A 21,427-nucleotide genomic window follows, 5' to 3' on the forward strand; every position below is an offset into this window, starting at 1 on the left:
GGACGGCCATCAGTCCTGGGCGTGCACCACCATGACGGGCCCGGTCGCGTGGTGCAGCACCGACTGGCTGACCGAGCCCAGGACCGGTCCCGTCAGCAGGCCGTGGCCCCGCGAGCCGAGCACGACGAGCGACGCCGTCGACCCGGCGACCTGGGCGATCGCGTCGGTGGGCAACCCCTCGACGACGTGGGTGCGCACCTCCAGGTGCGGTCCCAGGGCACGGGCCGTCCGAGCAGCCTCCTCGACGACGCGCTCGGCGCGCTCCATGTACGCCGACCGGAGGTCGACCGGTGGCGTGAGGTGGCTGACCAGCAGATCCGCCGGGACGAGGTGCGCCGAGACGAGCTCGAGGGGCACGCCCCGAACCGCTGCCTCGCGCGCTCCTGCGCGCACCGCGGCCGTCGAGTGCGGGGTGCCGTCGACCCCGACGACGACCGGCCCGGCGGTCGTGTGCTCCGTCCCCGGCGGGACCACGACCACGGGCACCGTCGAACGAGCGGCCACCCGGGCGCTGACCGACCCCAGGAACAGTGCGCCGGCCGCGCCGAGGCCCCGTGAGCCCACGACGACGAGCCCGGCACCGTCCTGCGCCTGGTCCAGGAGCACGGAGGCCGCAGATCCCCGGCAGGCCCAGGTCTCGACCGGGACCTCGGGTGCCGTCTCGCGCACGAGGTCACCCGCACAGTCGAGGGCGACGTCGGTCTCCTCCTCCCCGAGGACGATCGGCGGCAGGCAGAAGCCGCCCGCGAAGACTGGGTCGTAGGCGGGGTGCGGGCAGGCGTGGACCACGTGCAGGGGCACCCCGCGCAGGCGGGCCTCGTGCACCGCCCAGACCAAGGCGTCCCGGCTCGTGCTCGAACCGTCGATCCCGACGACGACGGGCTGGACGTCCATCCTTCACTCCTTCTCCGGCGAGATGCTCCACGCCGGGTGTCGTTCGTTCGTTCCTGGCATCGCAGGCCTGCTGTTCCGGGCCGGCGGCGCGACACCGCAACCTCCCCCGGGGTGCCCGTCGACGGGCACCGCACGCACTCTCCTTCTCGTGCTCGACGGGGCCCGGCCTGTGCCGGGCCCCGCTCGTGATCCGTCGGCGCCTAGCGCGTCCTACGCCGCCGCGAGGCACCCAGGAGGCCCGCACCCGCACCGAGCGTGGCCAGCGCGGCCACCGCGGTGGCGGCCGCTCCGGTGCCCGTCACGGCCAGGGAATCGTCGGCGGACGACACTGTCCCCGTGGTCGGACGCACCGGCTGGGCTCGCTCTGCGCTCGGCTCGGCCACGACGGCCGGGGTCCCGACCTCGGGCGTGGGGTCGGGCGTCGGCGTGGGGTCGGGCGTCGGCGTGGGGTCGGGCGTCGGCGTGGGGTCGGGCGTAGGCGTCGGCGTCGGGTCGGGCGTCGGCGTCGGGTCGGGCGTCGGCGTCGGGTCGGGCGTCGGCGTCGGGTCGGGCGTCGGCTCTTCCGGCACGCAGAACTGCCAGTCCTTCTCGTCGACCCCGCCCCGGCCCGAGTTGTCCTCACCGAAGTGGTAGTCGTACCCGTTGGACTCGGTCCAGGTGATGCACATGCCGGGCTCGAGCCCGAAGTACGACCAGGGGATGAAGGTCTTCCCGATCAGCTCGCGGTGGCTGTCGATGCTGACGTTCTGCGCACCGGGGACGTTGATGTTGACGTAGCCGTTCGCGGGGATCAGGTCGTCGAAGTGCAGGCCGTCGGCCTCCCACCAGAACGGGCGGTAGACGCCGTCGTCCCGGTAGCCCGGGGTCACGACGGTCCGGTCGCCGGCAGCCACGCACGTATCGCAGCCGTCGGCGGCCACGTCGGGCACGACGGTCTCCTCCGTGGCGACCGACTCCTCGGCACCGACCGTCCCGTCGGGCGTGACGCCGTCGGCGGACGCACCGTCGACGTCGTCGGAGTCCGCGGCAGAGTCTGCGGCGTCAGCGGCGGACGTCCCGTCGCCCGCAGGGTCGGGCACTTCCTCGGAGGCGTCGACGTCGGGTGCGGCCTCTGCCGTCGGGCCGTCCGCTGGGAGCTGCGCGTCGTCCGACCCGTCGTCGGCCCCCGAGGGGGCCTCGGTGACGACAGGCGTGGGGCCGGTCGTGTCCTGCGGGACGGCCTGCGCGGCGACAGGCACGGTCGTGAGCAGCAGTGCCAGGGCTGCTGCCGGGATGGTCGAGCTGGTCATCGTTGCTCCTTTTCTCAGGGTGCGAGCTGGTCCACTGGTTGGGCTGTGGGTGAGCGGGCCGCACGGCGCGGTAGCCGGCGGGTGGGCCCGCGGCTTCGTCGAGGACCTCGAGGTCCACTGGTCGGGGTGCAGGTCGATCGCAGCGCTCCGAGGCCTGCGCTCAGACGCCTCAGAGCGGCTTCCGAGCACCGGGCGGGCGGCCGAGCAGCACGTCGCCGACCGGATCGTGAGCAGTGCCGTGCTGCCGGGTGAGTCCCGGGGCTCTCGCCCCGGCACCAGATCTCCCGGTCAGGCGCCGACGGACGCGCTGTCGATGTGCTGCACGGGGTTCCACCCGACGTCACGCGAGGTGGCCGTCAGGAAGCAGGCGCGGACGAACGCGAGCTGGAGGAACATGTCGTAGGCGAGCTCGGGCAGCACCATCGACGCGAGCGCACGCGCACGCGGTCCCGCCTCCCAGACCGTCACGAGCCGCTCGGCGACGAGCACCAGGCCCACCGCGAGCCAGAACGGGACGAACCGGAACGACCCCGCCGCCACCGTGAGCGCGGTGAGGACGACGAGGCTCGCGAGCATGAGCGTCCCGAGCGCGATCATCGCCTGCTGCCCCACGTACCGAGCCGTGACCCGGGTGACCCCGTAGGCGCGGAGGTTGTCGAGCATCCCCTTGTACCAGCGCACGCGTTGGCGGTGCAGGTCTCGAGCAGTCGGCATGAGCTCGGTCGTGCACGACATGCTCGTCGGCGAGGCGAGCTCGTAGCGAGGGTGCGCAGCGCGAGCGTCAGCTCCGAGTCCTCGGTGATGGCGCCCGGGTCGTAGGCGGCCCCCGGGGGACCGGGCAGCCGTGTCCCGCGGTGCCGCGCCACGTCGGCGAGCGCTGCGGTCCGGATGAGCGCGGCCGTCCCCGTGAGCACCGCGGTCCGCCCGGTCACGTCGATCTGCACCGCATAGCGCTCGTACTCGTTGGACTGGAGCTGCTCGAGCAGGGACCGCGGAGGCGTGCCACGGAAGACCCCTCCGACCGCGCCCAGGTCGGGACGTCCGTCGAGCAGTGCGAGCCCTTTCTCGACGAACGTCGGGGCGATCGAGGTGTCGGCGTCGAGGACCAGGACGTTCTCCGCGTCCACGGCGGACAAGGCCTGGTTGAGCGCCCCGGCCTTGCGGCCGGTGTTGCCCACGGTCTCCATGACGTCCGCCCCTAGCGCTCGTGCGACCTCGACGGTCCCGTCGGTGCTGTTGTCGGACACGACGAGCACGCGGTCGACGGGACGCGTCTGGGCCCGCAACGAGGCCAGGGTCGCGGGGAGCGCCTCGGCCTCGTCGTGCGCGGGGACGAGGGCGACGACTCGCGGAGCCGGCCGGCTCATCGCTGCGAGGCGTGCCGCCTGTGCAGCACGCGCGCGGTCGTCACGAGGGCGAGGCCTGCCACGATCAGTGTCCAGGCGCCCACCACGGTGTACCCGGTGGCCATCGCTCCTGTGGCCGCGAGCGCCGTTCCTGCCTGGGTCGTACCGAGCTGGTACATGGTTCCACCTCCGTTGTTTGGCTGGTGGAACCACCGTGCCCGAGCGAAGGCGGGGCTCAGGGCGGTCCGGGCACGGTCTGAGCGGACAGGGACGGCACGGTGAGCACGCCGCCTCGATCCGTGGGGTACGCGAGACGCGGGGCGTAGGGACCGGCCCCGGACGAGACGCCGAGACGCGTCGTGCCCGACGCCCGCGGGGCAGCTGCACTCCCGGACCGAGCGGCTAGAGCAGCCCGCCGATCTCCTCGCGTGAGCCGACACCGAGCTTGCGGAAGATCCGGTAGACGTGGTTGTCGACCGTCCTCTCGCTGACCACGAGCTGCTCGGCCACCTCGCGGTTGCTCAGTCCTGCCGCGACGAGCCGAGCAACCTCCAGCTCCCGCGCACTGAGCTCCTCGGTGGGGGTGAGCGCGGAGACCAGCAGGTCCAGCTCCTCTCCGGCGCTCGCCACCCGGGCTCGCAGCCGGGACGACTCCTCCGTCACCCGCGCCGTCGCTCCGTCCGCGCGGAGGATCCTGATCGCGACGACGTGGGCGCGGACGGCGAAGGTGACGAGCTGTCGTTCGAAGAGCTCGTCGACCGAGAGCAGGAGCTTCTCGACCGAGCGGTCGGCCGCGGCCCGCAGGTAGCGTCCGAGCGCGGGAAGAAGACTCCCCTGCGCCTCGACCGCGAGCCCGGCGACCCGCTCGGCACGACCGGCGTCCGGCCAGAGGTCCACGAGGATCGCCGCGTCGAACGTCGCCGCGAGGACATAGCCGCGATCGGCGAGCGACGAGACGTGATCCCATGCCGATCGCCCGGCCTCTCGCGCGTCGCGACCCGACTCCAAGGCCAGTGCGACGAGGAGTGGTGCCGGGCGCGCCAGGGGGGAGAACGCTGCCTCGAGCCGCATCGCATCGAGCTGGGAGACGAGCGACCGCGCACTGGGGACGTTCCGCTCGAGGAGCGACAGAGCGGATGCGAGGGCCAGCAGGCCGGCCCGGGTCGTCGGTCGCAGCGGCGCGGGAGCGCCGATCGCGAAGATGCTCGTCAGGTGCTCGCGCAGGGCTGTGAGCCGTCCTTGCAGGAAGAGCCCGAGCGCGACCACGTAGCCCTGCGGCTCGATCTGTCCCGGCTCGAGCGTCCCGCGCGCTTCGTCGAGGAGGCGCATTGACCGGTCTGTCGCCATCACGATCTCGCCCGAGACGAGCTGAGCCTGAGGCACGAGCGACGCGGTGTCCTGCCGCGGCGACGTCTCGGGCAGAGACACTGCGGAGAACTCCTGCCAGGCATCGACGGGGCGTCCCTGCGCGAGGAGCGACTCGCCCCGGACGAGCCGGACCACGTCGGCGACCTGGGTCAGGATCCCACCCGGTGCTGCCAAGGACTCGTCGTCCACCGGGTACGGCGCAGGAGCGGCCTCGTACCCCGTCGGAGAGCTGCCATGACCCGGCACCTCCGGTCCCGCGTCGCCCGGCCGCTCGAGGGCGACGACGAGCAGGACGTGCCGGGCGATCGCGTCGAAGAGCGAGGACTCGCGCTCCTCGACAGACTCGGAGAGCCGGGCGAGATCCGCCAGCGCCCCTTCCGGGTCGTGGAGCACGAGCGCCTGGTACCCCGCTTCCCAGGCCCGCACGAACGCGGCGAAGCGTGGGGGCTCCGCCCCGTCGTCGCGTCGCGACTCGTCGAGGACCTCGCGGATGACGGCCGACGGGGCCCCTTCGGTCAGGAGCGCGTCGAGGTACAGCACGGTGTTCCGGCTCGTCGGCTCGTGCCGCCACGCGTCACGGCTGACGAGGAGGCGGGTCGCCGAGCGCTCACGCAGGATCCGGCCGAGGATCGCCGAGGACTCGGGCGACGATGACCAGCGCATCGGCGAGCCGAGCACGGGCCGCCGGAACTCCGTCTCGGTGTCCCCTCCAGGGTCCAGGGCGGTCCCGATGGCGTCCAGGGCTCGGACACCTCGCGCGTCGTGCCCGAGATGTCGAAGGTGCTCCGCGAGCAGCGGGGGGAACAGGACCACGAGGGACCTGTCCTCCTCCTCGACGAAGCGCACGAGCCCGTGGTCGTCGAGCGCGACGACGGCCGACCACGGGAGCAACCGGCGGACCGTCCTGGCCTCCGACGGGCCGAGGACCGAGAGGATCCTCAGCGCGTCGCGTTCGTCGTCCCCCAGACCGTCGAGCAGGCGCCCGACGGTCACGGCCAGGGCCGGGGTCCACAGGTCGCGCCGTGAGACCCATCCGCCGGGCTGCTTCGTCAGGTGCCCGGCCCGCCGGGCCTCGAGCACGATCGAACGGGCGATGCCCGGCAGGCCCCCGGAGAGCGCGTAGACACGGCCCGCCACGTCAGAGTCCACCTGACCGCCGAGCAGCTCGGACGCCAGGCGGTGGACCTCCTCGAACGGCAGCACGGGGATCCACAGCACCGTGGCGTCGCGTCCCGCGAGCACGCGTTCGACCGGTCGGTTCCCGCGAGAAGAAGGGCGCACCGTGGCAACGACGCTCGCGCCCCGACGGGCGACCACGGTGGCGATCACCGCGGCCGATGCGTCGTCGAGCGCTTCGACGTCGTCGAGCAGGAAGAGCGCTCGCCCACCCGAGACGGCCCTGGTCACTCCGTCGACCGCGGTCGCCATCGCCCCCAGCGCGCCGGCCGGCCCCGTGACGAGGCCTGCGAGGACGAGCGACTCGAGAGGTCGCTCGGCGCCTCCGCCGAGCCCGGGGACCGACACCACGCTCCACCCGTCGTCGTCCGCCGCGTCCCGCACCTGGGCGAGTAGCGTGGAGCGTCCCGACCCCGGGAGCCCGACCACGGTGACGGACGTCCCGGCCTCGACCGCGCGGCGGACGACGTCGAGGACGGGCGCGCGAGAGACGGGTGCGCTCATCGATCAACCATAGGGAGCGAGGTGCGACCCTGCCTGCGGTGCGCTCGGCCGTGCTCTTCGAGGCACGCGCGGCTCAAGGCCGCAGCGGACCGGCGGGGCCGTCACCGCCCGGGGCTCGTCAGGCCCCGATCCCGTCGAGGAACCTGATGACCCGCTCGGTGAGCAGGCGCGCCGCGTGCTCGTCGTAGGACGGCAGGCTCGCGTCGGCGAACAGGTGCTGGTCCCCCGGGTAGAGGAAGAGCTCGGCCTCGCCCGGTGCTGCCTCGACCAGGGCGCGGGCCGCATCGAGGTCTCCCTCGTCCACGAAGAACGGGTCGGCGTCCATGCCGTGGACCTGCACCGGCACGCCGAGCGGCCACCCGTCGTCGCTGAACTCGGACGTAGGCACGCACGAGGAGAAGAGCAGCGCGCCCCGGGCGCCCTCGCGGGTCTGGGCGAGCATCTGCGCGGGCACCACGCCGAGCGAGAACCCTGCGAACACCAGCTCCTCGGGCAGCCCGTCGGCCACGGCCACGCCGCGCTTGCGGATCGTGTCGAACCCGATCTCCTTCACGTACGCCATACCGCTGTCGATGTCGGGGAACGTCCTGCCCTCGTAGAGGTCCGGCAGGTAGACGGTGTTGCCCGCCTCGCGGAGGGTCTCGGCGAACGCCTCGACCCCGGGCGTCAGTCCGAGCGAGTGGTGGAAGAGCAGTACCTCGGCCATGTGCGGGTTCCCTCCGGTCGCTGGCGCCGGGGCGGCGCCGCCTCCCCGATCATCGCGCAGGACACCCACACGTGCCGGGTGTCGTGCACCGCCGGTCCCGCGGTCCCCCTCACCGCCCGGGAGCCACCGGCCCCAGCCGCCGCAGCAGCGCGAGGCGGCTCGCGGTCCGCTCGACGTCGAGCGCCACGCCCTCCTCGCCGTGGCGGCGGAGCGTCTCGTCGGGATCCTGGTGGGCCAGGACGTGCAGCGGCACGTCACGGTCGCACAGCACGTCGACGAGGTTCGCGAACCGTTGCCCCGTGTCGGGGGCCTGCGCGCCCAGGGCGGGGACGCCGTCGAGCACGACCGTCCCGAAGCGCTCTGCGAGGTACAGGACGTCCGAGACCGCGGTGCGCCCCGCGCACCAGTGCCCGAACCCGAGCCACGCGACGTCCCCCCGGACGGCGAGGACCGGGTGCTCGCGCGAGCCGATGCGGACCGTCGTCGCCTCTGCCGGCCCAGGGCGGTCGAGCCCCGCGGCCGCGAGCCGGGCATCCGTGGCGGGCCACACGAACGAGCCGCCCCGGAAGCCGGCCACGTCCTCGCTCGGCGCTCGCCGGTGGTCGCGGTGCCCGCCGACCTCGACGACGTCGAGCCTCGCGGTGAGCAGGTCGATCGTCGGGACGAACAGGTGGTGGTACGCGGGGCTCGGCATGAGGCCCGACGGCGGGTAGTTCGACGTCAGGACCACCCGCACGCCGCGCGCGTCGAGCGTCCGCACGGCGCGCGCGACGAGCATGGCGTCGCCCGCGTCGTGCACGTGGAACTCGTCGAAGCAGACCAGGTCGGCGTCCCCGAGGATCGCGTCGAGCGCGGCGTCGATCGACCCGCGGTGGAAGCGTTCGCCGTGCAGGCGGCGCAGGAAGTCGTGGAAGTGCACGCGCACCGCGCGGGTGCCGGGGCCGCGACCGCTACCGCTACCGCTGCCGAGGGCGAGCCGACCCACGGTCGCGTGGAACACGTCCATGAGCCAGGTCTTGCCCCGGCCCACGGGCCCCCAGAGGTAGAGCCCGTTCAGCCCGCCAGGGGCAGGGTCGGCGAGCCGGGCCGCGAGGGCGTCGAGTGCCTCGACCGCGGGAGCCTGGCCGGGATCGAGGGAGAAACCACGTCGCGCGGCGTCCTGCCCGACGGCGTCACGCACCGAGCGCGACGGTCGGTCGCCCTCGTCGAGGGTCGGGGGACGCGTCGGGTGGCCGGCCGGGAGATCGCGCGAGTCGCCCGTCGCCAGTTCCTCGTCCACGCGTCGAGGGTACGCGAGCCTCCTGGGCGTACCTGGACGCAGCACGGACCGATCGTCAGAAGTGAGCCGGGTGGAACCCCGGGGTACTTCTGACGACCGGTCCGTGGTGCTGCTGCTCGCGCCGCAGCGGGCGAGCCCGTGGTGCGAAGGTCAGGCGAGCGCCTTGGCCTTGAGCGACGCGAACTCGTCGGGCGTGATGGTGCCCGCGTCGAGCAGCGACTTGGCCGTGGCGATCTGGTCGGTCGGTGACTGACCACCCGTCGCGACCTCGCGGATGTACGAGTCCGCCTGCGCCTTGGCGGCGCTGGCAGCGGCGAGCTGTCGCTCGGTCATGCCCTTGCCGCGGGCGATGACGTAGATCAACGCCGTGAGGAACGGGAAGATGACCAGCGCGACGATCCACAGCGCCTTCCACCACCCGTTGAGCGTGTGGTCACGGAAGAGGTCCCCGAGGATCTGGAACAGAACCATCAGGTAGGCGATGAAGACGAAGGACCAGATGAGCAGCCAGAAGAAGTCCCAGAAATCCATGTGAAGCCCCGTTCGGAGTGCCGTCAGCGCTCGCGGCGCGCGAGGACGCTGACGTCAGGCTACTGAGGGCACGTTGTGCGCGCGCGGTGAAGAGACGTCGAATCCGGGTGAACTCGCTCAGACCTGCCGACTCCCCCGCATGCGGGACTTTCCCGCCATGGCCGGCCCGGCCACGAATCCCACCCGGGGCGGCCCGAGGACGAGCATGCGGTTGTCGTGGATCGAGCATGCGGTTGTCATCAAGAATCCGACGAATCACGACGACAACCGCATGCTCGACGCCGCCCGCCGACCAGCGGGGACCGCTGCGTCAGCCCTGCGCCTCGCGAGCGACGAGCAGCACCGTGGACCACGAGACCGCGGGCAGCTCGACCGTCAGGACGCCGCCCTCGACCGACAGGTCCTCCCGGGCGACGGGCACCACGCGGTCCGGCTCGTCGGCCGTGTTGGCGTCGTACGGGTCCTCGCTCGTGAGCGTCGAGGCCTCGGACACCACGAGCGCTCCGAACGCGGCGAGGTCCACATCGACGGTGACGGGCTCCGTGGGGTTGCGGTTGACCAGGAACACGGCGAGCCTCCCGGCAGCCTCGTCCCACGTCGCGACCGCGTCGACCGAGGGGACGTCGCCGTGCTGCGCGGTCGGGAACGTCGGCGAGACCGGCTCGACGCGCAGGACCGTGCCCTGCGCGAGCGCCGACGCCTGCGCGAACGGGTAGAAGATCGTCTGGCGCCACGCCCGCCCGCCGGGCTCGGTCATGATCGGCGCGATGACGTTGACGAGCTGCGCCTGGCTGGCCGAGGTCACGCGGTCGCTGTGCCGCAGCAGCGAGACGAGCATGTTGCCGACCACGACCGCGTCGGCCGCCGAGTACCGGTCTTCGAGGAGCACCGGGCCCACGGGCCAGTCCGCGCCCTGCGGGGGGACCGACGCCGCACGGGACTGGTACCAGACGTTCCACTCGTCGAACGAGAGGTCGATCTGCTTGTCGGACTTCTTGACGGCCTTGACGTGGTCTGCGGTCGCCACGACCGAGTCGACGAACCGGTCCATGTCCACCACGGAACCCAGGAACGAGTGCAGGTCGTCGCCCTTGATCTCGTAGTACCGGTGCACCGAGATGTAGTCGACCTCGTCGTAGGTCTCGGTCAGGACGACGCGCTCCCACTCGCCGAACGTCGGCAGGTCGGGAGCCGACGACCCGCACGCGACGAGCTCGAGGCGGTCGTCCACGAGGCGCATCGCGCGGGCCGTCTCGGACGCGAGGCGCCCGTACTCGGAGGCCGTCTTGTGCCCGACCTGCCACGGACCGTCCATCTCGTTGCCCAGGCACCACATCGTGATCCCGAACGGCTCGTCGGCGCCGTTCGCACGACGTCGCTCGGAGAGCGCCGTACCGCCCGCGATGTTGGTGTACTCGAGCAGGTCGAGGGCCTCCTGGACGCCGCGAGTCCCCAGGTTCACGGCCATCATGGGCTCGATCTCGGCCTTGTCCGCCCAGCGGAGGAACTCGTGGAGCCCGAACGTGTTGGGCTCGAGCGTGTGCCACGCCAGGTCGAGCCGCGCGGGGCGGTCCTCGACCGGCCCCACACCGTCCTCCCACCGGTAGCCCGAGACGAAGTTCCCGCCCGGGTACCGGACGGTCGAGACCCCGAGCTCGCGGACCAGGTCCAGGACGTCCCCGCGGAAGCCGTCGGCGTCCGCCGTCGCGTGCCCCGGTTCGTAGATCCCGGTGTAGACGCAGCGTCCCAGGTGCTCGACGAACGAGCCGAACGTGCGGCGAGAGACGGGCGCGACCCGGAAGTCGGGGTTGAGGACCATTCGGCCGGCGAGCATAGGAGGAACTCCGTTCGGGACGAGGGTGGAGCAGGGGCGGACCGTCCGGCCCGACGGGTCAGGAACGCGGCCCGGGAGGCACCGACGTGCTAGCGCGGACCACGAGCTCGACCGCGACCTCGTGGACCTTTCCGGGGGTCGGCCGGCGGCCGGCGATCTGCTCGAGCAGCAGGTCGACGCAGAGCTGGCCGACCTGGTCGAAGTGCTGACGGACGGTCGTCAGGGGCGGCCACACGTACTCGGCCACGTCGATGTCGTCGAAGCCCGCGACGGACACGTCTCCGGGGATCGAGATGCCCCGCTCCTGGAAGGCTCGCATGAGCCCCATCGCCATCTGGTCGTTGGCGCAGAGGATCGCCGTGATCTCGTCCGGGATCCTGTCGGCGAGGACCGCTCCCAGGCGGTAGCCCGAGGCCGGTGTCCAGTCGCCGTGGTAGACCGGCGGGACGGGGGCGCCGTTCGCGACGAGGGCGGCCTCCCACGCGTCGCGGCGGACACGGGTCGCGTTGCCGTTGGGCGGGCCGGCGACGTGCCACACGGTCTTGTGACCCAGCCGGAGCAGGTGCTCGACGGCCTTGGTCACGCCGCTGGCCTGGTCCGTCATGACGAGCGGGTAGGACGTCTCGAGGACGTCGTCGGTCACGACCACGGGCACGCCCGGTGCGAACATCACCGACGAGCGCTCGAGGATCTCGCTCTCGACCACGATCAGCCCGTCGACGTTCTGCGCGGCGAGCTGGGCCATGGCCGCGCTCACGCCGCCCGCCGTCGGGCTGTCGAGCGAGATGAGGTTGGTCGAGTACCCGTGGGCCTTGGCCGCGAGCGCGAGCGCCTCGACCGTCTTGACGTCGCCGAAGCGCGAGAGCGAGAACGCGACGACTCCGATCGCGCCGAAGCGTCCCGTCGTCAGAGCCCGGGCGGCGGCGTTGGGCCGGTAGCCGACCGAGCGCATGGCCTCGAGGACCTTGGTGCGGGTGGACGCCTCGACGTTCGGTGAGCCGTTCGAGACGCGCGAGACCGTCTGGGGCGAGACGCCCGCGACCGCTGCGACGTCGACCATGGTCGGCACCCTGCCGTGCCGCGTCGCGGGTGAATCGGTCATGGGGGTCGCACTCCTTCGTTCCGGACCTGTGGGCAGAACTGTAGCCGACATCACGGTTGCGCAACCATTCGTCACGCCTTGTAGCGCCCACTCCCCTTCTGTGCACGACGCCGAAGCGGCTTGACCGCTCGAATCTGACGTGTGATGCTGGGCACCAAGCGCATGGTTGCGCAAACATGATTGCCCGAATCGAGGAAGATGACGATGACGTCCGTGACGACCAGCGCGCCGCCCCGCAAGGCCCGGCGCGCCAAGGCTCCCCCCGAACGACGCGAGTGGACAGGACTCGCGTTCGTCCTCCCCTTCCTCGCAGTGTTCGTCTTCGCGATCGTCGCCCCGCTCTTCTACGCGGTCTACCTCTCGTTCTTCCAGGACCGGCTCGTGGGAGGTTCCTTCTTCGCCGGCTTCGCGAACTACGCCCAGGCGCTGACCGACCCGCTGCTGCACGTCGGCCTCGGGCGGGTCCTCCTGTTCTTCGCGGTCCAGGTCCCGATCATGCTCGGCCTCGGACTCTTCGCGGCCCTCGCGATCGACTCGGGCCGGCTGCGGGCCAAGGGCGCGTTCCGCATCACGCTCTTCCTCCCCTACGCGGTCCCCTCGGTCGTCGCGGCCCTCATGTGGGGCTACATGTACGGCAACGAGTTCGGGCTCATCCGCCAGATCGGCGACGCGATCGGCCTCGCGACCCCGGACCTGCTGTCCGCGTCGTGGGTCCTGGTCGCGATCGGCAACATCGTCACGTGGTCGTTCGTGGGCTACAACATGCTGATCCTGTACTCGTCGCTGCGCTCGATCCCCACCGAGCTCTACGAGGCCGCGGAGATCGACGGAGCCGGCGCGATCCGGACCGCCTTCTCGATCAAGCTCCCCGCGCTGCGCCCCGCGCTGCTCCTGACGACGATCTTCTCGGTCATCGGGTCGTTCCAGCTCTTCAACGAGCCCAACGTCCTGAGGGCCCTGGCCCCCACCACGATCAGCAGCTACTTCACGCCCAACATGTACGCGTACAACCTGGCGTTCAACGGTCAGCAGTACAACTACTCGGCCGCCGTGGCGATCATCGTCGGCGCGGTCACCGTCGTCGTCGCAGCCCTCGCGCAACGACTGAGCCGAGCAGGAGAGAAGTGATGACGCAGACCAGCACCGTGCAGGCGTCGCAGGAGGCCCCGGTCAAGAAGACCAGGACCGGTCGCCGCCGCACCGCCTCCCCGTCCCGGGCACGCACCTCGCCCACCCTGTCCATCCTCATGACGCTCATGCTGCTCTACGCCGTGGTGCCGCTGCTCTGGCTCGTCATCAACAGCACCAAGACCAACGGCGGGCTGTTCAACTCGTTCGGCCTGTGGTTCGCGGACGACTTCGCGCTCGGCGAGAACCTCACCAAGCTGTTCTCCTACCAGGGCGGCATCTACTCGAACTGGCTCCTCAACACCGTGCTCTACGCGGGCGTCGGCGGGGTCGGAGCCACGATCCTCGCCACGCTCGGTGGCTACGGGCTCGCGAAGTTCTCGTTCCCCGGTCGCAAGTGGGTGCTCGCCGGTGTGATCGGTGCCATGACGGTCCCGCTCACGGCCCTCGCGGTCCCGACGTTCCTGATGTTCTCCCGCCTCGGGCTGGTCAACACGGCCTGGGCCGTGATCATCCCCGCGCTCGCGAGCCCGTTCGGCCTGTACCTCATGTACGTCTACTCGCAGGACTCGGTGCCCGAGTCCCTGCTCGAGGCCGCGCGCCTCGACGGCGCGAGCGAGCTGCGGACCTTCCTGTCGGTCTCGCTCCGGCTCCTGACCCCGGGCTTCATCACCGTGCTGCTCTTCACGGTCGTGGCGACCTGGAACAACTACTTCCTGCCGCTCATCATGCTCACCGACCCCAAGCTCTACCCGCTCACGGTGGGACTGAACCAGTGGAGCGCGCAGGCAGGCTCCTCCGGAGCGAGCGAACCGGTCTACAACCTCGTGCTCACCGGGTCGCTCGTCGCGATCATCCCCCTGATCATCGTCTTCCTCTTCCTCCAGAGGTACTGGCAGTCCGGCCTCGCGGCCGGTGCGGTCAAGCAGTAGCACCACCCCCACGTCGGCTCCCCGACGGACCCCTCTCCACACCGAAGTGAAAGGTAGTCACCCCATGAGGATCACCCGCGCCCGCGGAGCCGCGGTCACCGCTGCAGCACTCACCCTCACGCTCACGCTCGCCGCCTGCTCGGGCGGCAGCGACGGAGGCAGCACGGACGGCGGCGGCGGTGGCGGCGACGTCACGGCAGCCGACATCGACGCAGCCCTCGACGCCGAGGGCACCACGACCCTGCAGTACTGGAGCTGGGTCCCGAACCTCCAGCCCACGGTCGACCTCTGGAACGAGGCCCACCCGAACATCCAGGTCGAGCTGACCAACGCCGGTCAGTCGGCCGACCAGTACACCAAGCTGCAGAACGCGATCAAGGCGGGCTCCGGCGCACCGGACCTCGCGCAGATCGAGTACTTCGCGCTCCCCCAGTTCGCGCTGGGCGAGTCCCTCGTCAGCCTCGACGACGTCGGCCTGTCCGACCTCGAGTCCGACTTCACGGCCTCCGCGTGGGAGCAGGTCGCCGCAGGCGACGGGCACTACGCGTTCCCCCAGGACACGGGCCCCATGGTCATGTTCTACCGGGCGGACATCCTCGAGCGCCTGGGCGTCGAGGCCCCGACGACGTGGGACGAGTTCCTCACGGTCGCGCGCGCCATCAAGGCCGACAACCCCGAGAACTTCATCGCGTCGATCGACCCGGGTGACGCGGGCGGCGTGGACTCGCTGATCTGGCAGGCCGAGGGCCGTCCGTTCTCGGTCGAGGGCACGGACGTCAACATCTCGTTCGACGACGAGGGCACGCAGAAGTTCAACGAGCTCTGGGACACCCTGATCTCGGAGAAGCTCGTCGACGTCGCGGGCGGCTGGAACGACGCGTTCTGGCGCTCGCTCGACTCGGGCCGCTACGCCATGTGGATGACGGGCGCCTGGGCTCCGGGCTCGCTCGAGACCAACGTCCCCTCCACGGCAGGCAGCTGGAAGGCCGCGACCATGCCCGTGTGGGAGGCCGGCACCCCGGCCAACGCCGAGAACGGCGGCTCGGGCACGGCAGTGCTCGCGAAGAGCGAGAACAAGGCGGCGGCCCTGGCCTTCGCCCGCTGGCTCAGCACGGACTCCGAGGCCGTCCAGGCCCAGGTCGACGCGGGCCTCTTCCCCTCGACGAGCTCGATCATGGCCGACACCGACTTCCTCGGCGCCACGTCCGACTTCTTCGGCGGCCAGGCCGTCAACGAGGTCTTCGTCCAGGCGTCCAAGGACGTCAGCTCGGGCTGGCAGTACCTGCCCTTCCAGGTCTACGCGAACTCGGTCTTCGGTGACACCGCGGGCCAGGCGTTCAGCAACGCGACGCCCATCGCCGACGGCCTGACGGCCTGGCAGGACCAGATCACCACGTACGGCAACGGGCAGGGATTCAAGGTCACGAACGACTGACCTGCCCGGTGGGCCGGGCAGGCAGCCCGGCCCACCGACCCGACGCCGGCGTGCGCAGCACGACGCACGCCGGCGTCCCCCTTCCGGGGCGCGAGAGACGCCGCCCCGGTCGACGAGAGATCGAGGAGCACCCATGTCATCGACCCCCACACCGCACCGTTGGTTGCGGTGGCCCGAGGACCGCGCGACGCCGCGCCTCGGCTTCGGAGCGGACTACAACCCGGAGCAGTGGCCCCGTGAGGTGTGGGCCGAGGACGTGCGGCTCATGCGGGCCGCCGGGGTCAACATCGTCTCGGTCGCGATCTTCTCGTGGGCCCGGCTCCAGCCGACGGCCGACACCTGGGACTTCGCCTGGCTCGACGAGATCATGGACCTGCTGCACGCGAACGGCATCGCGGTGGACCTCGCGACCGCGACCGCCTCCCCTCCCCCGTGGCTCACGACCGCCCACCCCGAGATCCTGCCCGTGACCGCGAACGGCGAGACCCTGTGGCCCGGAGCGCGCCAGCACTGGCGCCCCACCTCCCCCGTCTTCCGCGAGCACGCGCTGCGGCTCGTGCGCACCATGGCCGAGCGCTACGGCGACCACCCGGCGCTCACCGCGTGGCACGTGTCGAACGAGCTGGGCTGCCACAACGTCTACGACTTCAGCGACGACGCGGCGGGCGCGTTCCGCGACTGGCTGCGCGAGCGCTACAGCACGCTCGACGAGCTCAACCACGCCTGGGGCACCGCCTTCTGGTCGCAGCGCTACAGCGCCTGGGACCAGATCCTGCCCCCGCGCCTCGCGGCCTCGCACCCCAACCCCACGCAGCAGCTCGACTTCAAGCGCTTCTCGTCCGACGCGCTCAAGTCGTACCTGCGCGCCGAGCGCGACGTCCTGCGCGAGCTGACCCCCGACGTCCCGGTGACCACGAACTTCATGGTCATGGGCGAGACCAAGGGCATGGACTACGTCGACTGGGCCGACGAGATCGACTTCGTGTCCAACGACCACTACGTCCTGCCGGGCGTCCAGGCCCACGACGAGCTTTCGTTCTCCGCGAACCTCACGGGCCACATCGCGGGCGGTCTGCCCTGGTTCCTCATGGAGCACTCGACGAGCGCCGTGAACTGGCAGCCGATCAACGTCGCCAAGAAGCCCGGCGACCTGGTCCGCGACTCCCTGACCCACGTCGCCCACGGCGCCGACGCCGTCTGCTTCTTCCAGTGGCGCCAGTCCCGCGCGGGCGCCGAGAAGTACCACTCGGGCATGGTCCCGCACGCCGGTGAGGACAGCGAGGTGCACCGCACGGTGCGCGAGCTCGGAGCGACGCTGGGCGCGCTCGCGGAGATCGCGGGCTCGGAGCAGGTCCCCGCGCGGGCCGCGATCCTGTTCGACTGGGAGTCCTGGTGGACGAGCGAGCTCGACTCGCACCCCAACAACTCGCTGCGGTACCGCCAGGAGGCCCTCGACTGGTACTCGGCGTTCCTCGCCGCGGGAGTGCGCGCCGACGTCGTCCCGGCCCGCGCCGACCTCTCGGGGTACGACGTCGTCGTCGCCCCCGTGCTGCACGTCGTGCCGGGCGTGCTCGCCGAGCGCCTCCAGGCCTTCGTCGAGGGGGGCGGCCACCTGGTGACGACCTACTTCTCGGGCATCGTGGACCAGAACGACCACATCCACCTGGGCGGCTACCCGGGCGCGTTCTCCGACCTCCTGGGCATCCGGGTCGAGGAGTTCGCCCCGCTGCTCGAGGGCGAGACGGTCCTGCTCGACGACGGCAACGAGGGCTCGCTGTGGTCCGAGCCGATCACGGTCACGGACGCCTCGGTCGAGGTCCTCGCCTGGTACAAGACCGGCGAGCAGGGCGGGCGCCCCGCCATCACGCGCCGGCCCGTCGGCTCGGGCTCGGCGACCTACGTCTCGACGCGCCTGGGCACGGGCCTCGAGCCGCTCGTGCGCTCGCTCCTCGACGACGCGCACCTCCCGGGCGACCTGCCCGCCACGGTCCGCGGCAAGGTCGAGCTCGCGGTCCGCGGGACCGACGAGCACGAGTTCTGGTTCCTCATCAACCGCACGGCCGAGCAGGTGGACGTCGACGGCGTCACGGGGGACGTTCTCGTCGGCCGACGCTCGGGCGGAGCACCGGACGCGACGGTCGTCCTCGCACCGCGCGGCGTGGCCGTCCTGCGCCGCCCGAGGGGCTGAGGGCCGGGCGCCCCACCCGACCAGCACGACCAGCACCGACGCACGACCCGCACCACCAGCACGACCCCCGCGTCCACGACCGGCGCCTGCCGCACCCCGGCAGGCGCCGGCCCGTGGCGTGCACGACGCCAGGTTCGCAGAGAAGCGAGAGAGAGGCAGTTCAAGGATGAACGCAGGAGCATCGAGGAGGTGGCTCGCCGCACTGAGCGTCGCCGCCGTGACCCTGAGCTGTGGTGCGCTGAGCGCCACGGCCCAGGCGGCGCCGTCGGGCGGTGCGCTCGCCACGGGCGTGACCGCAGCCGCCGCGGACACTGCCGCTGTACCCGGCGTGACCGTACGCCCCGACCCGAGCTACGCCGGCAAGGCCTTCGAGGGGTGGGGGACGAGCCTCGTCTGGTTCGCCAACGCCACGGGCGACTACCCCGACGAGGTCCGCGACAAGCTCGCGGACATGGTGTTCGGTGACGAGGGGCTCAACCTCAACATCGCGCGCTACAACGTGGGCGGCGGGCACGCGCCCGACGTCACGGACTACCTGCGCGCGGGCGGCGCGGTCGAGGGGTGGTGGAACGCGCCCGAGGGCACGACCCGCACCGACGTCGACTGGTGGGACCCCGAGGACCCGGCCGACTGGAACGAGGACGCCGACGCGACCCAGCGCTGGTGGGTCGACCGCATCAAGGATGACGTCGACACGTGGGAGACGTTCAGCAACTCCCCGCCCTACTTCATGACGCCCAACGGCTACGTCTCGGGCAGCTTCAACGCGACCGACGACCAGCTCAAGACCGAGAGCATCGACGACTTCGCGGCGTACATGGTGGGCGTGACCGAGCGGCTCGAGAAGGCGCACGGGATCGAGGTCGGCACGATCGACCCGTTCAACGAGCCCAACACCAACTACTGGCGGACCACGCTGGACTCCTCGGGCAAGCCCACGGGCGGGCGCCAGGAGGGTGCCCACATGGGCCCCGCGCTCCAGCAGAAGGTCATCAACGCGCTCGACGCGGCGCTCGAGGGTGCCGACACCTCGGCCGGCATCGCGGCCATGGACGAGACCAACCCCGGGACGTTCACGACCAACTGGAACGCGTACCCGGCCGACGTCAAGGCCAAGGTCGACCAGCTCAACGTCCACACGTACGGCACCGGGCAGCGCACCGCGGTGCGCGACATCGCCAAGGGCGAGGGCAAGCGCCTGTGGATGAGCGAGGTCGGCGGGTCCTGGAGCAGCACCGGGCAGGACTTCGTGAGCATGGAGTCCGGCCTGGGCAGCGCCCAGCACATCGCGGACGACCTGCGCGAGCTCGAGCCCTCGGCGTGGGTGTTCTGGCAGCCCGTCGAGGACTACACCAACATGGCTCCCGGCGGCGAGAGCGCCGAGGGCGCGAACTGGGGCGAGATCCAGATCCCCTTCGACTGCACCGCCGAGGACACGCTCGAGACGTGCCCGATCTACACCAACACCAAGTACCAGACGACGCAGAACTTCACGCACTTCATCGCGCCCGGTGACCACCTGATCGGGGTCGACGACACCAGCAGCACGGCAGCCGTGTCCGCCTCGGGCGACGCGGCGACCGTGGTCCACGTCAACAGCACGACGTCGGAGCGCGCCGTCACGCTCGACCTGTCCGGGTTCGGCAGCATCGAGGACGGCGCGACCGTCACGCCCTTCGTCACGAGCACCGCGGGGACCCTCGTCGAGGGCACCCCGGTCGTCGTGGGGTCGGGAACGGCCACGCTCACGGTCCCGGCCGAGTCCGTCACGACCTTCGTGGTCGACGGCGTCGCGGGGGTCGCGCAGGACGCCGCCCTGGTCCAGGACGGCCACGTCTACCGCCTCCAGGGCGTCCAGTCCGGCAAGTCCCTCGCCCCCGCGGCGAGCGGCTCGGGCGTCGTGATCCGCACGAACGACGCGGCCGCCCCGGCCCAGGTGTGGGAGCTCACGCCGCTCGGCGCCCCCGAGGGCTCCGGCTCGCACACGACCCGCTACGCCGTGACGTCCGCGGCGAACGGCAAGCAGCTCGCGGTCGTCCCCGACGGCACGGCCGTCCTGGTCGACGCGGCGGCGCAGCCCGCCACGACCGCGCAGTGGATCCTCTCCACGACCGGCGACGAGACCTACACGCTCGTCAACGCCGCGAGCGGGCGCGTGCTCGAGGTCGGCGGCCAGTCCTCGACGGACGGCGCGACGGTGTCCACGTACACCGCGAACTCGGGCCAGAACCAGCGCTGGCGCCTGACCGACGAGACCGTGGTCGGTACGACCCCGGTCGAGGCGTTCACCGTGCCGGGGACCGTCCCGACCCTGCCGACCACGGTCGTGCCCGTCTACCGCGACGGCGCCCGCGGCACCCTGCCCGTGACGTGGGACCTCCCGGCCGAGTCTGCCTGGGCCACGGCCGGGACCGTCGAGGTCCAGGGCACCGTCACGACCCCCGGGGGTCCCGTGACCGCCACCGCGGAGGTCGTCGTCGACACCCTGACCGCGACGCTGCCCGCTCGCGCCAAGGCGTACGCGGGCGGCACGCCCGTCCTTCCCGCCACGGTTCCCGCGGTCACCGCGAGCGGCCGCCAGGTCGAGCGCCCCGTGACCTGGGAGACCGCCCCCGCGGGTGCGTTCGCCGAGGTCGGCGTCGTCGAGCTCGCCGGGACGGCCGACTCCGGGCTGGGCGAGCTCCTGCCCGCGACGGTCCGCGTCCAGGTCACGGCCGCGGTCGACGAGGGAGCCACGTCCGCTCCCGGGACGACCGCCTCGGCGACCTTCACCGAGCCGGGCTACTCGGCCTCGGGGATCGTCAACGGCAGCACCACGGACAAGGCGTGGTCCAACTGGAAGTCCTCGGACAAGAACGCCACCGACACCCTCACGGTCACGCTTCCCGCGGACCGCGACGTCACGCACGTCGTCACGACCTTCTACCGTGACGGCTCGACCGCGAGCTGGGCCCAGAGCCTTCGGGTCCAGGCCCTGGTCGACGGCGTCTGGAAGGACGTCAGCGCGTCGGTCGCGGTCAGCGGCGACACGAGCCGCGCCCCCGTGGTCGACGTCCCCGTGGACGTGCGCACCTCGGCCGTGCGGGTCGTCATGACCGCGCGGCCCAACACCCACATGGTCGTGAGCGAGGTGCAGGTCCTCGCCAAGGCGCCGGGCACGTCCTCGGACGCCGCGCTGTCGGGCCTGACGGTCGACGGCGAGGCCGTCGCCGGGTTCGACCCCGCGACGACGAGCTACCAGGTGCTGACCGAGGCCGGCGCGACGCCCGTCGTGGCCGCGGTCGCGGCCGACCCGTACGCCGTGGTCACGGTGCGACAGCCCGGCGAGGTCGCGGCCGGTTCGACCGCGACCGCCACGGTCGACGTGACGGCCGAGGACGGGACGACGTCGACCTCGACGATCGCGTTCGTGACCCAGGCCGACCTGGGGGTCGAGTCGACCGTGCGCGCCCAGTGCACCGGACGCACCGCAACCCTGTCCGTCCGAGCCGTCAACACCAGCGACGTCCCGCTCGACATCACCCTCACCACCCCCCTCGGCACCAAGACCTTCCAGGCCGTAGCCCCCGGAAAGTCCGCCAGCCAGACCTTCTCCGCCCGCGCCCAGACCCTGACCGCAGGCACCACCACCGTCACCGCCACCCGCACCGACGGCACCACCCACACCCAGCAGATCGACCACCCCACCACCACCTGCTGACCCCACCCCACCCCA

Annotated in this window: 16 protein-coding genes; 5 read left to right on the forward strand and 11 right to left on the reverse strand. The window is 71.8% G+C overall.

The window, feature by feature from the left end:
- Positions 1-9: 9 nt before the first annotated feature.
- From ASE27_RS05795 to ASE27_RS05840, 11 genes are all read right to left on the reverse strand, one after another.
- Positions 10-894 (reverse strand): universal stress protein, encoded by an 885-nt coding sequence (locus ASE27_RS05795; protein WP_056647414.1) that lies wholly within the window; start codon positions 892-894, stop codon positions 10-12.
- A 200-nt stretch (positions 895-1,094) separates the two neighbouring features.
- Positions 1,095-2,183 carry a hypothetical protein gene (locus ASE27_RS20570; protein WP_056647417.1) on the reverse strand — a complete coding sequence of 363 codons (1,089 nt, stop codon included), beginning with the start codon at positions 2,181-2,183 and terminating at the stop codon, positions 1,095-1,097.
- 288 nt (positions 2,184-2,471) lie between these two features.
- A complete protein-coding gene (locus ASE27_RS05805; protein ID WP_056647420.1) occupies positions 2,472-2,846 on the reverse strand; it encodes a hypothetical protein in 375 nt (124 codons plus the stop codon).
- The gene (locus ASE27_RS05810; RefSeq protein WP_056647421.1) at positions 2,777-3,550 is read right to left on the reverse strand and encodes a glycosyltransferase family 2 protein; all 774 of its coding nucleotides are present in this window, start codon (positions 3,548-3,550) and stop codon (positions 2,777-2,779) included. The genes ASE27_RS05805 and ASE27_RS05810 overlap by 70 nt, the downstream gene beginning before the upstream one ends.
- Positions 3,547-3,708, reverse strand: a complete 162-nt coding sequence (locus ASE27_RS20180) for a hypothetical protein (protein ID WP_157257401.1) — start codon at positions 3,706-3,708, stop codon at positions 3,547-3,549. The genes ASE27_RS05810 and ASE27_RS20180 overlap by 4 nt, the downstream gene beginning before the upstream one ends.
- A gap of 223 nt (positions 3,709-3,931) precedes the next feature.
- Positions 3,932-6,577, reverse strand: coding sequence for a LuxR family transcriptional regulator (locus tag ASE27_RS05815; protein ID WP_056647424.1), 2,646 nt, complete (start codon positions 6,575-6,577; stop codon positions 3,932-3,934).
- 118 nt (positions 6,578-6,695) lie between these two features.
- On the reverse strand, positions 6,696-7,283 hold the full coding sequence (locus ASE27_RS05820) for a dienelactone hydrolase family protein (RefSeq protein ID WP_056647429.1): 588 nt from the start codon (positions 7,281-7,283) through the stop codon (positions 6,696-6,698).
- Between the two features lie 109 nt (positions 7,284-7,392).
- Positions 7,393-8,562 carry a cell division protein ZapE gene (zapE, locus tag ASE27_RS05825; RefSeq protein WP_200955897.1) on the reverse strand — a complete coding sequence of 390 codons (1,170 nt, stop codon included), beginning with the start codon at positions 8,560-8,562 and terminating at the stop codon, positions 7,393-7,395.
- 150 nt (positions 8,563-8,712) lie between these two features.
- The gene (locus ASE27_RS05830; protein WP_056647432.1) at positions 8,713-9,093 is read right to left on the reverse strand and encodes an SHOCT domain-containing protein; all 381 of its coding nucleotides are present in this window, start codon (positions 9,091-9,093) and stop codon (positions 8,713-8,715) included.
- A 310-nt stretch (positions 9,094-9,403) separates the two neighbouring features.
- Complete coding sequence (locus ASE27_RS05835; RefSeq protein WP_056647434.1) at positions 9,404-10,927, reverse strand: alpha-N-arabinofuranosidase; 1,524 nt, start codon at positions 10,925-10,927, stop codon at positions 9,404-9,406.
- A 58-nt stretch (positions 10,928-10,985) separates the two neighbouring features.
- A complete protein-coding gene (locus ASE27_RS05840) occupies positions 10,986-12,029 on the reverse strand; it encodes a LacI family DNA-binding transcriptional regulator (protein WP_082608596.1) in 1,044 nt (347 codons plus the stop codon).
- Between the two features lie 204 nt (positions 12,030-12,233).
- Here ASE27_RS05840 and ASE27_RS05845 point away from each other — a divergent pair, with 204 nt between their 5' ends.
- From ASE27_RS05845 to ASE27_RS05865, 5 genes are all read left to right on the forward strand, one after another.
- Positions 12,234-13,157 (forward strand): carbohydrate ABC transporter permease, encoded by a 924-nt coding sequence (locus ASE27_RS05845; RefSeq protein ID WP_056647553.1) that lies wholly within the window; start codon positions 12,234-12,236, stop codon positions 13,155-13,157.
- Positions 13,157-14,089: a carbohydrate ABC transporter permease gene (locus ASE27_RS05850; RefSeq protein WP_056647437.1), complete on the forward strand. Its 933-nt coding sequence runs from the start codon at positions 13,157-13,159 to the stop codon at positions 14,087-14,089. The genes ASE27_RS05845 and ASE27_RS05850 overlap by 1 nt, the downstream gene beginning before the upstream one ends.
- A gap of 64 nt (positions 14,090-14,153) precedes the next feature.
- The gene (locus ASE27_RS05855; RefSeq protein WP_056647440.1) at positions 14,154-15,524 is read left to right on the forward strand and encodes a sugar ABC transporter substrate-binding protein; all 1,371 of its coding nucleotides are present in this window, start codon (positions 14,154-14,156) and stop codon (positions 15,522-15,524) included.
- A gap of 133 nt (positions 15,525-15,657) precedes the next feature.
- Complete coding sequence (locus ASE27_RS05860) at positions 15,658-17,712, forward strand: beta-galactosidase (RefSeq protein ID WP_056647443.1); 2,055 nt, start codon at positions 15,658-15,660, stop codon at positions 17,710-17,712.
- A gap of 166 nt (positions 17,713-17,878) precedes the next feature.
- Positions 17,879-21,412: an RICIN domain-containing protein gene (locus ASE27_RS05865; protein ID WP_082608597.1), complete on the forward strand. Its 3,534-nt coding sequence runs from the start codon at positions 17,879-17,881 to the stop codon at positions 21,410-21,412.
- Positions 21,413-21,427 lie beyond the last annotated feature (15 nt).

It is taken from the genome of Oerskovia sp. Root918 (genome assembly GCF_001428945.1).
Classification (GTDB): Bacteria; Actinomycetota; Actinomycetes; order Actinomycetales; family Cellulomonadaceae; genus Oerskovia; species Oerskovia enterophila.

Excerpts from the sequence above, each read along its gene's own strand:
- ASE27_RS05805 (WP_056647420.1), bottom strand. The coding sequence starts at position 2,846 with ATGCTCGACAACCTCCGCGCCTACGGGGTCACCCGGGTCACGGCTCGG.
- ASE27_RS20180 (WP_157257401.1), bottom strand. The coding sequence starts at position 3,708 with ATGTACCAGCTCGGTACGACCCAGGCAGGAACGGCGCTCGCGGCCACA.
- ASE27_RS05820 (WP_056647429.1), bottom strand. The coding sequence starts at position 7,283 with ATGGCCGAGGTACTGCTCTTCCACCACTCGCTCGGACTGACGCCCGGG.
- ASE27_RS05860 (WP_056647443.1), top strand. The coding sequence starts at position 15,658 with ATGTCATCGACCCCCACACCGCACCGTTGGTTGCGGTGGCCCGAGGAC.
- ASE27_RS05865 (WP_082608597.1), top strand. The coding sequence starts at position 17,879 with ATGAACGCAGGAGCATCGAGGAGGTGGCTCGCCGCACTGAGCGTCGCC.
- ASE27_RS05855 (WP_056647440.1), top strand. The coding sequence starts at position 14,154 with ATGAGGATCACCCGCGCCCGCGGAGCCGCGGTCACCGCTGCAGCACTC.
- ASE27_RS05845 (WP_056647553.1), top strand. The coding sequence starts at position 12,234 with ATGACGTCCGTGACGACCAGCGCGCCGCCCCGCAAGGCCCGGCGCGCC.
- ASE27_RS20570 (WP_056647417.1), bottom strand. The coding sequence starts at position 2,183 with ATGACCAGCTCGACCATCCCGGCAGCAGCCCTGGCACTGCTGCTCACG.
- ASE27_RS05840 (WP_082608596.1), bottom strand. The coding sequence starts at position 12,029 with ATGACCGATTCACCCGCGACGCGGCACGGCAGGGTGCCGACCATGGTC.
- ASE27_RS05835 (WP_056647434.1), bottom strand. The coding sequence starts at position 10,927 with ATGCTCGCCGGCCGAATGGTCCTCAACCCCGACTTCCGGGTCGCGCCC.
- ASE27_RS05850 (WP_056647437.1), top strand. The coding sequence starts at position 13,157 with ATGACGCAGACCAGCACCGTGCAGGCGTCGCAGGAGGCCCCGGTCAAG.
- ASE27_RS05815 (WP_056647424.1), bottom strand. The coding sequence starts at position 6,577 with ATGAGCGCACCCGTCTCTCGCGCGCCCGTCCTCGACGTCGTCCGCCGC.
- ASE27_RS05830 (WP_056647432.1), bottom strand. The coding sequence starts at position 9,093 with ATGGATTTCTGGGACTTCTTCTGGCTGCTCATCTGGTCCTTCGTCTTC.
- ASE27_RS05795 (WP_056647414.1), bottom strand. The coding sequence starts at position 894 with ATGGACGTCCAGCCCGTCGTCGTCGGGATCGACGGTTCGAGCACGAGC.
- ASE27_RS05810 (WP_056647421.1), bottom strand. The coding sequence starts at position 3,550 with ATGAGCCGGCCGGCTCCGCGAGTCGTCGCCCTCGTCCCCGCGCACGAC.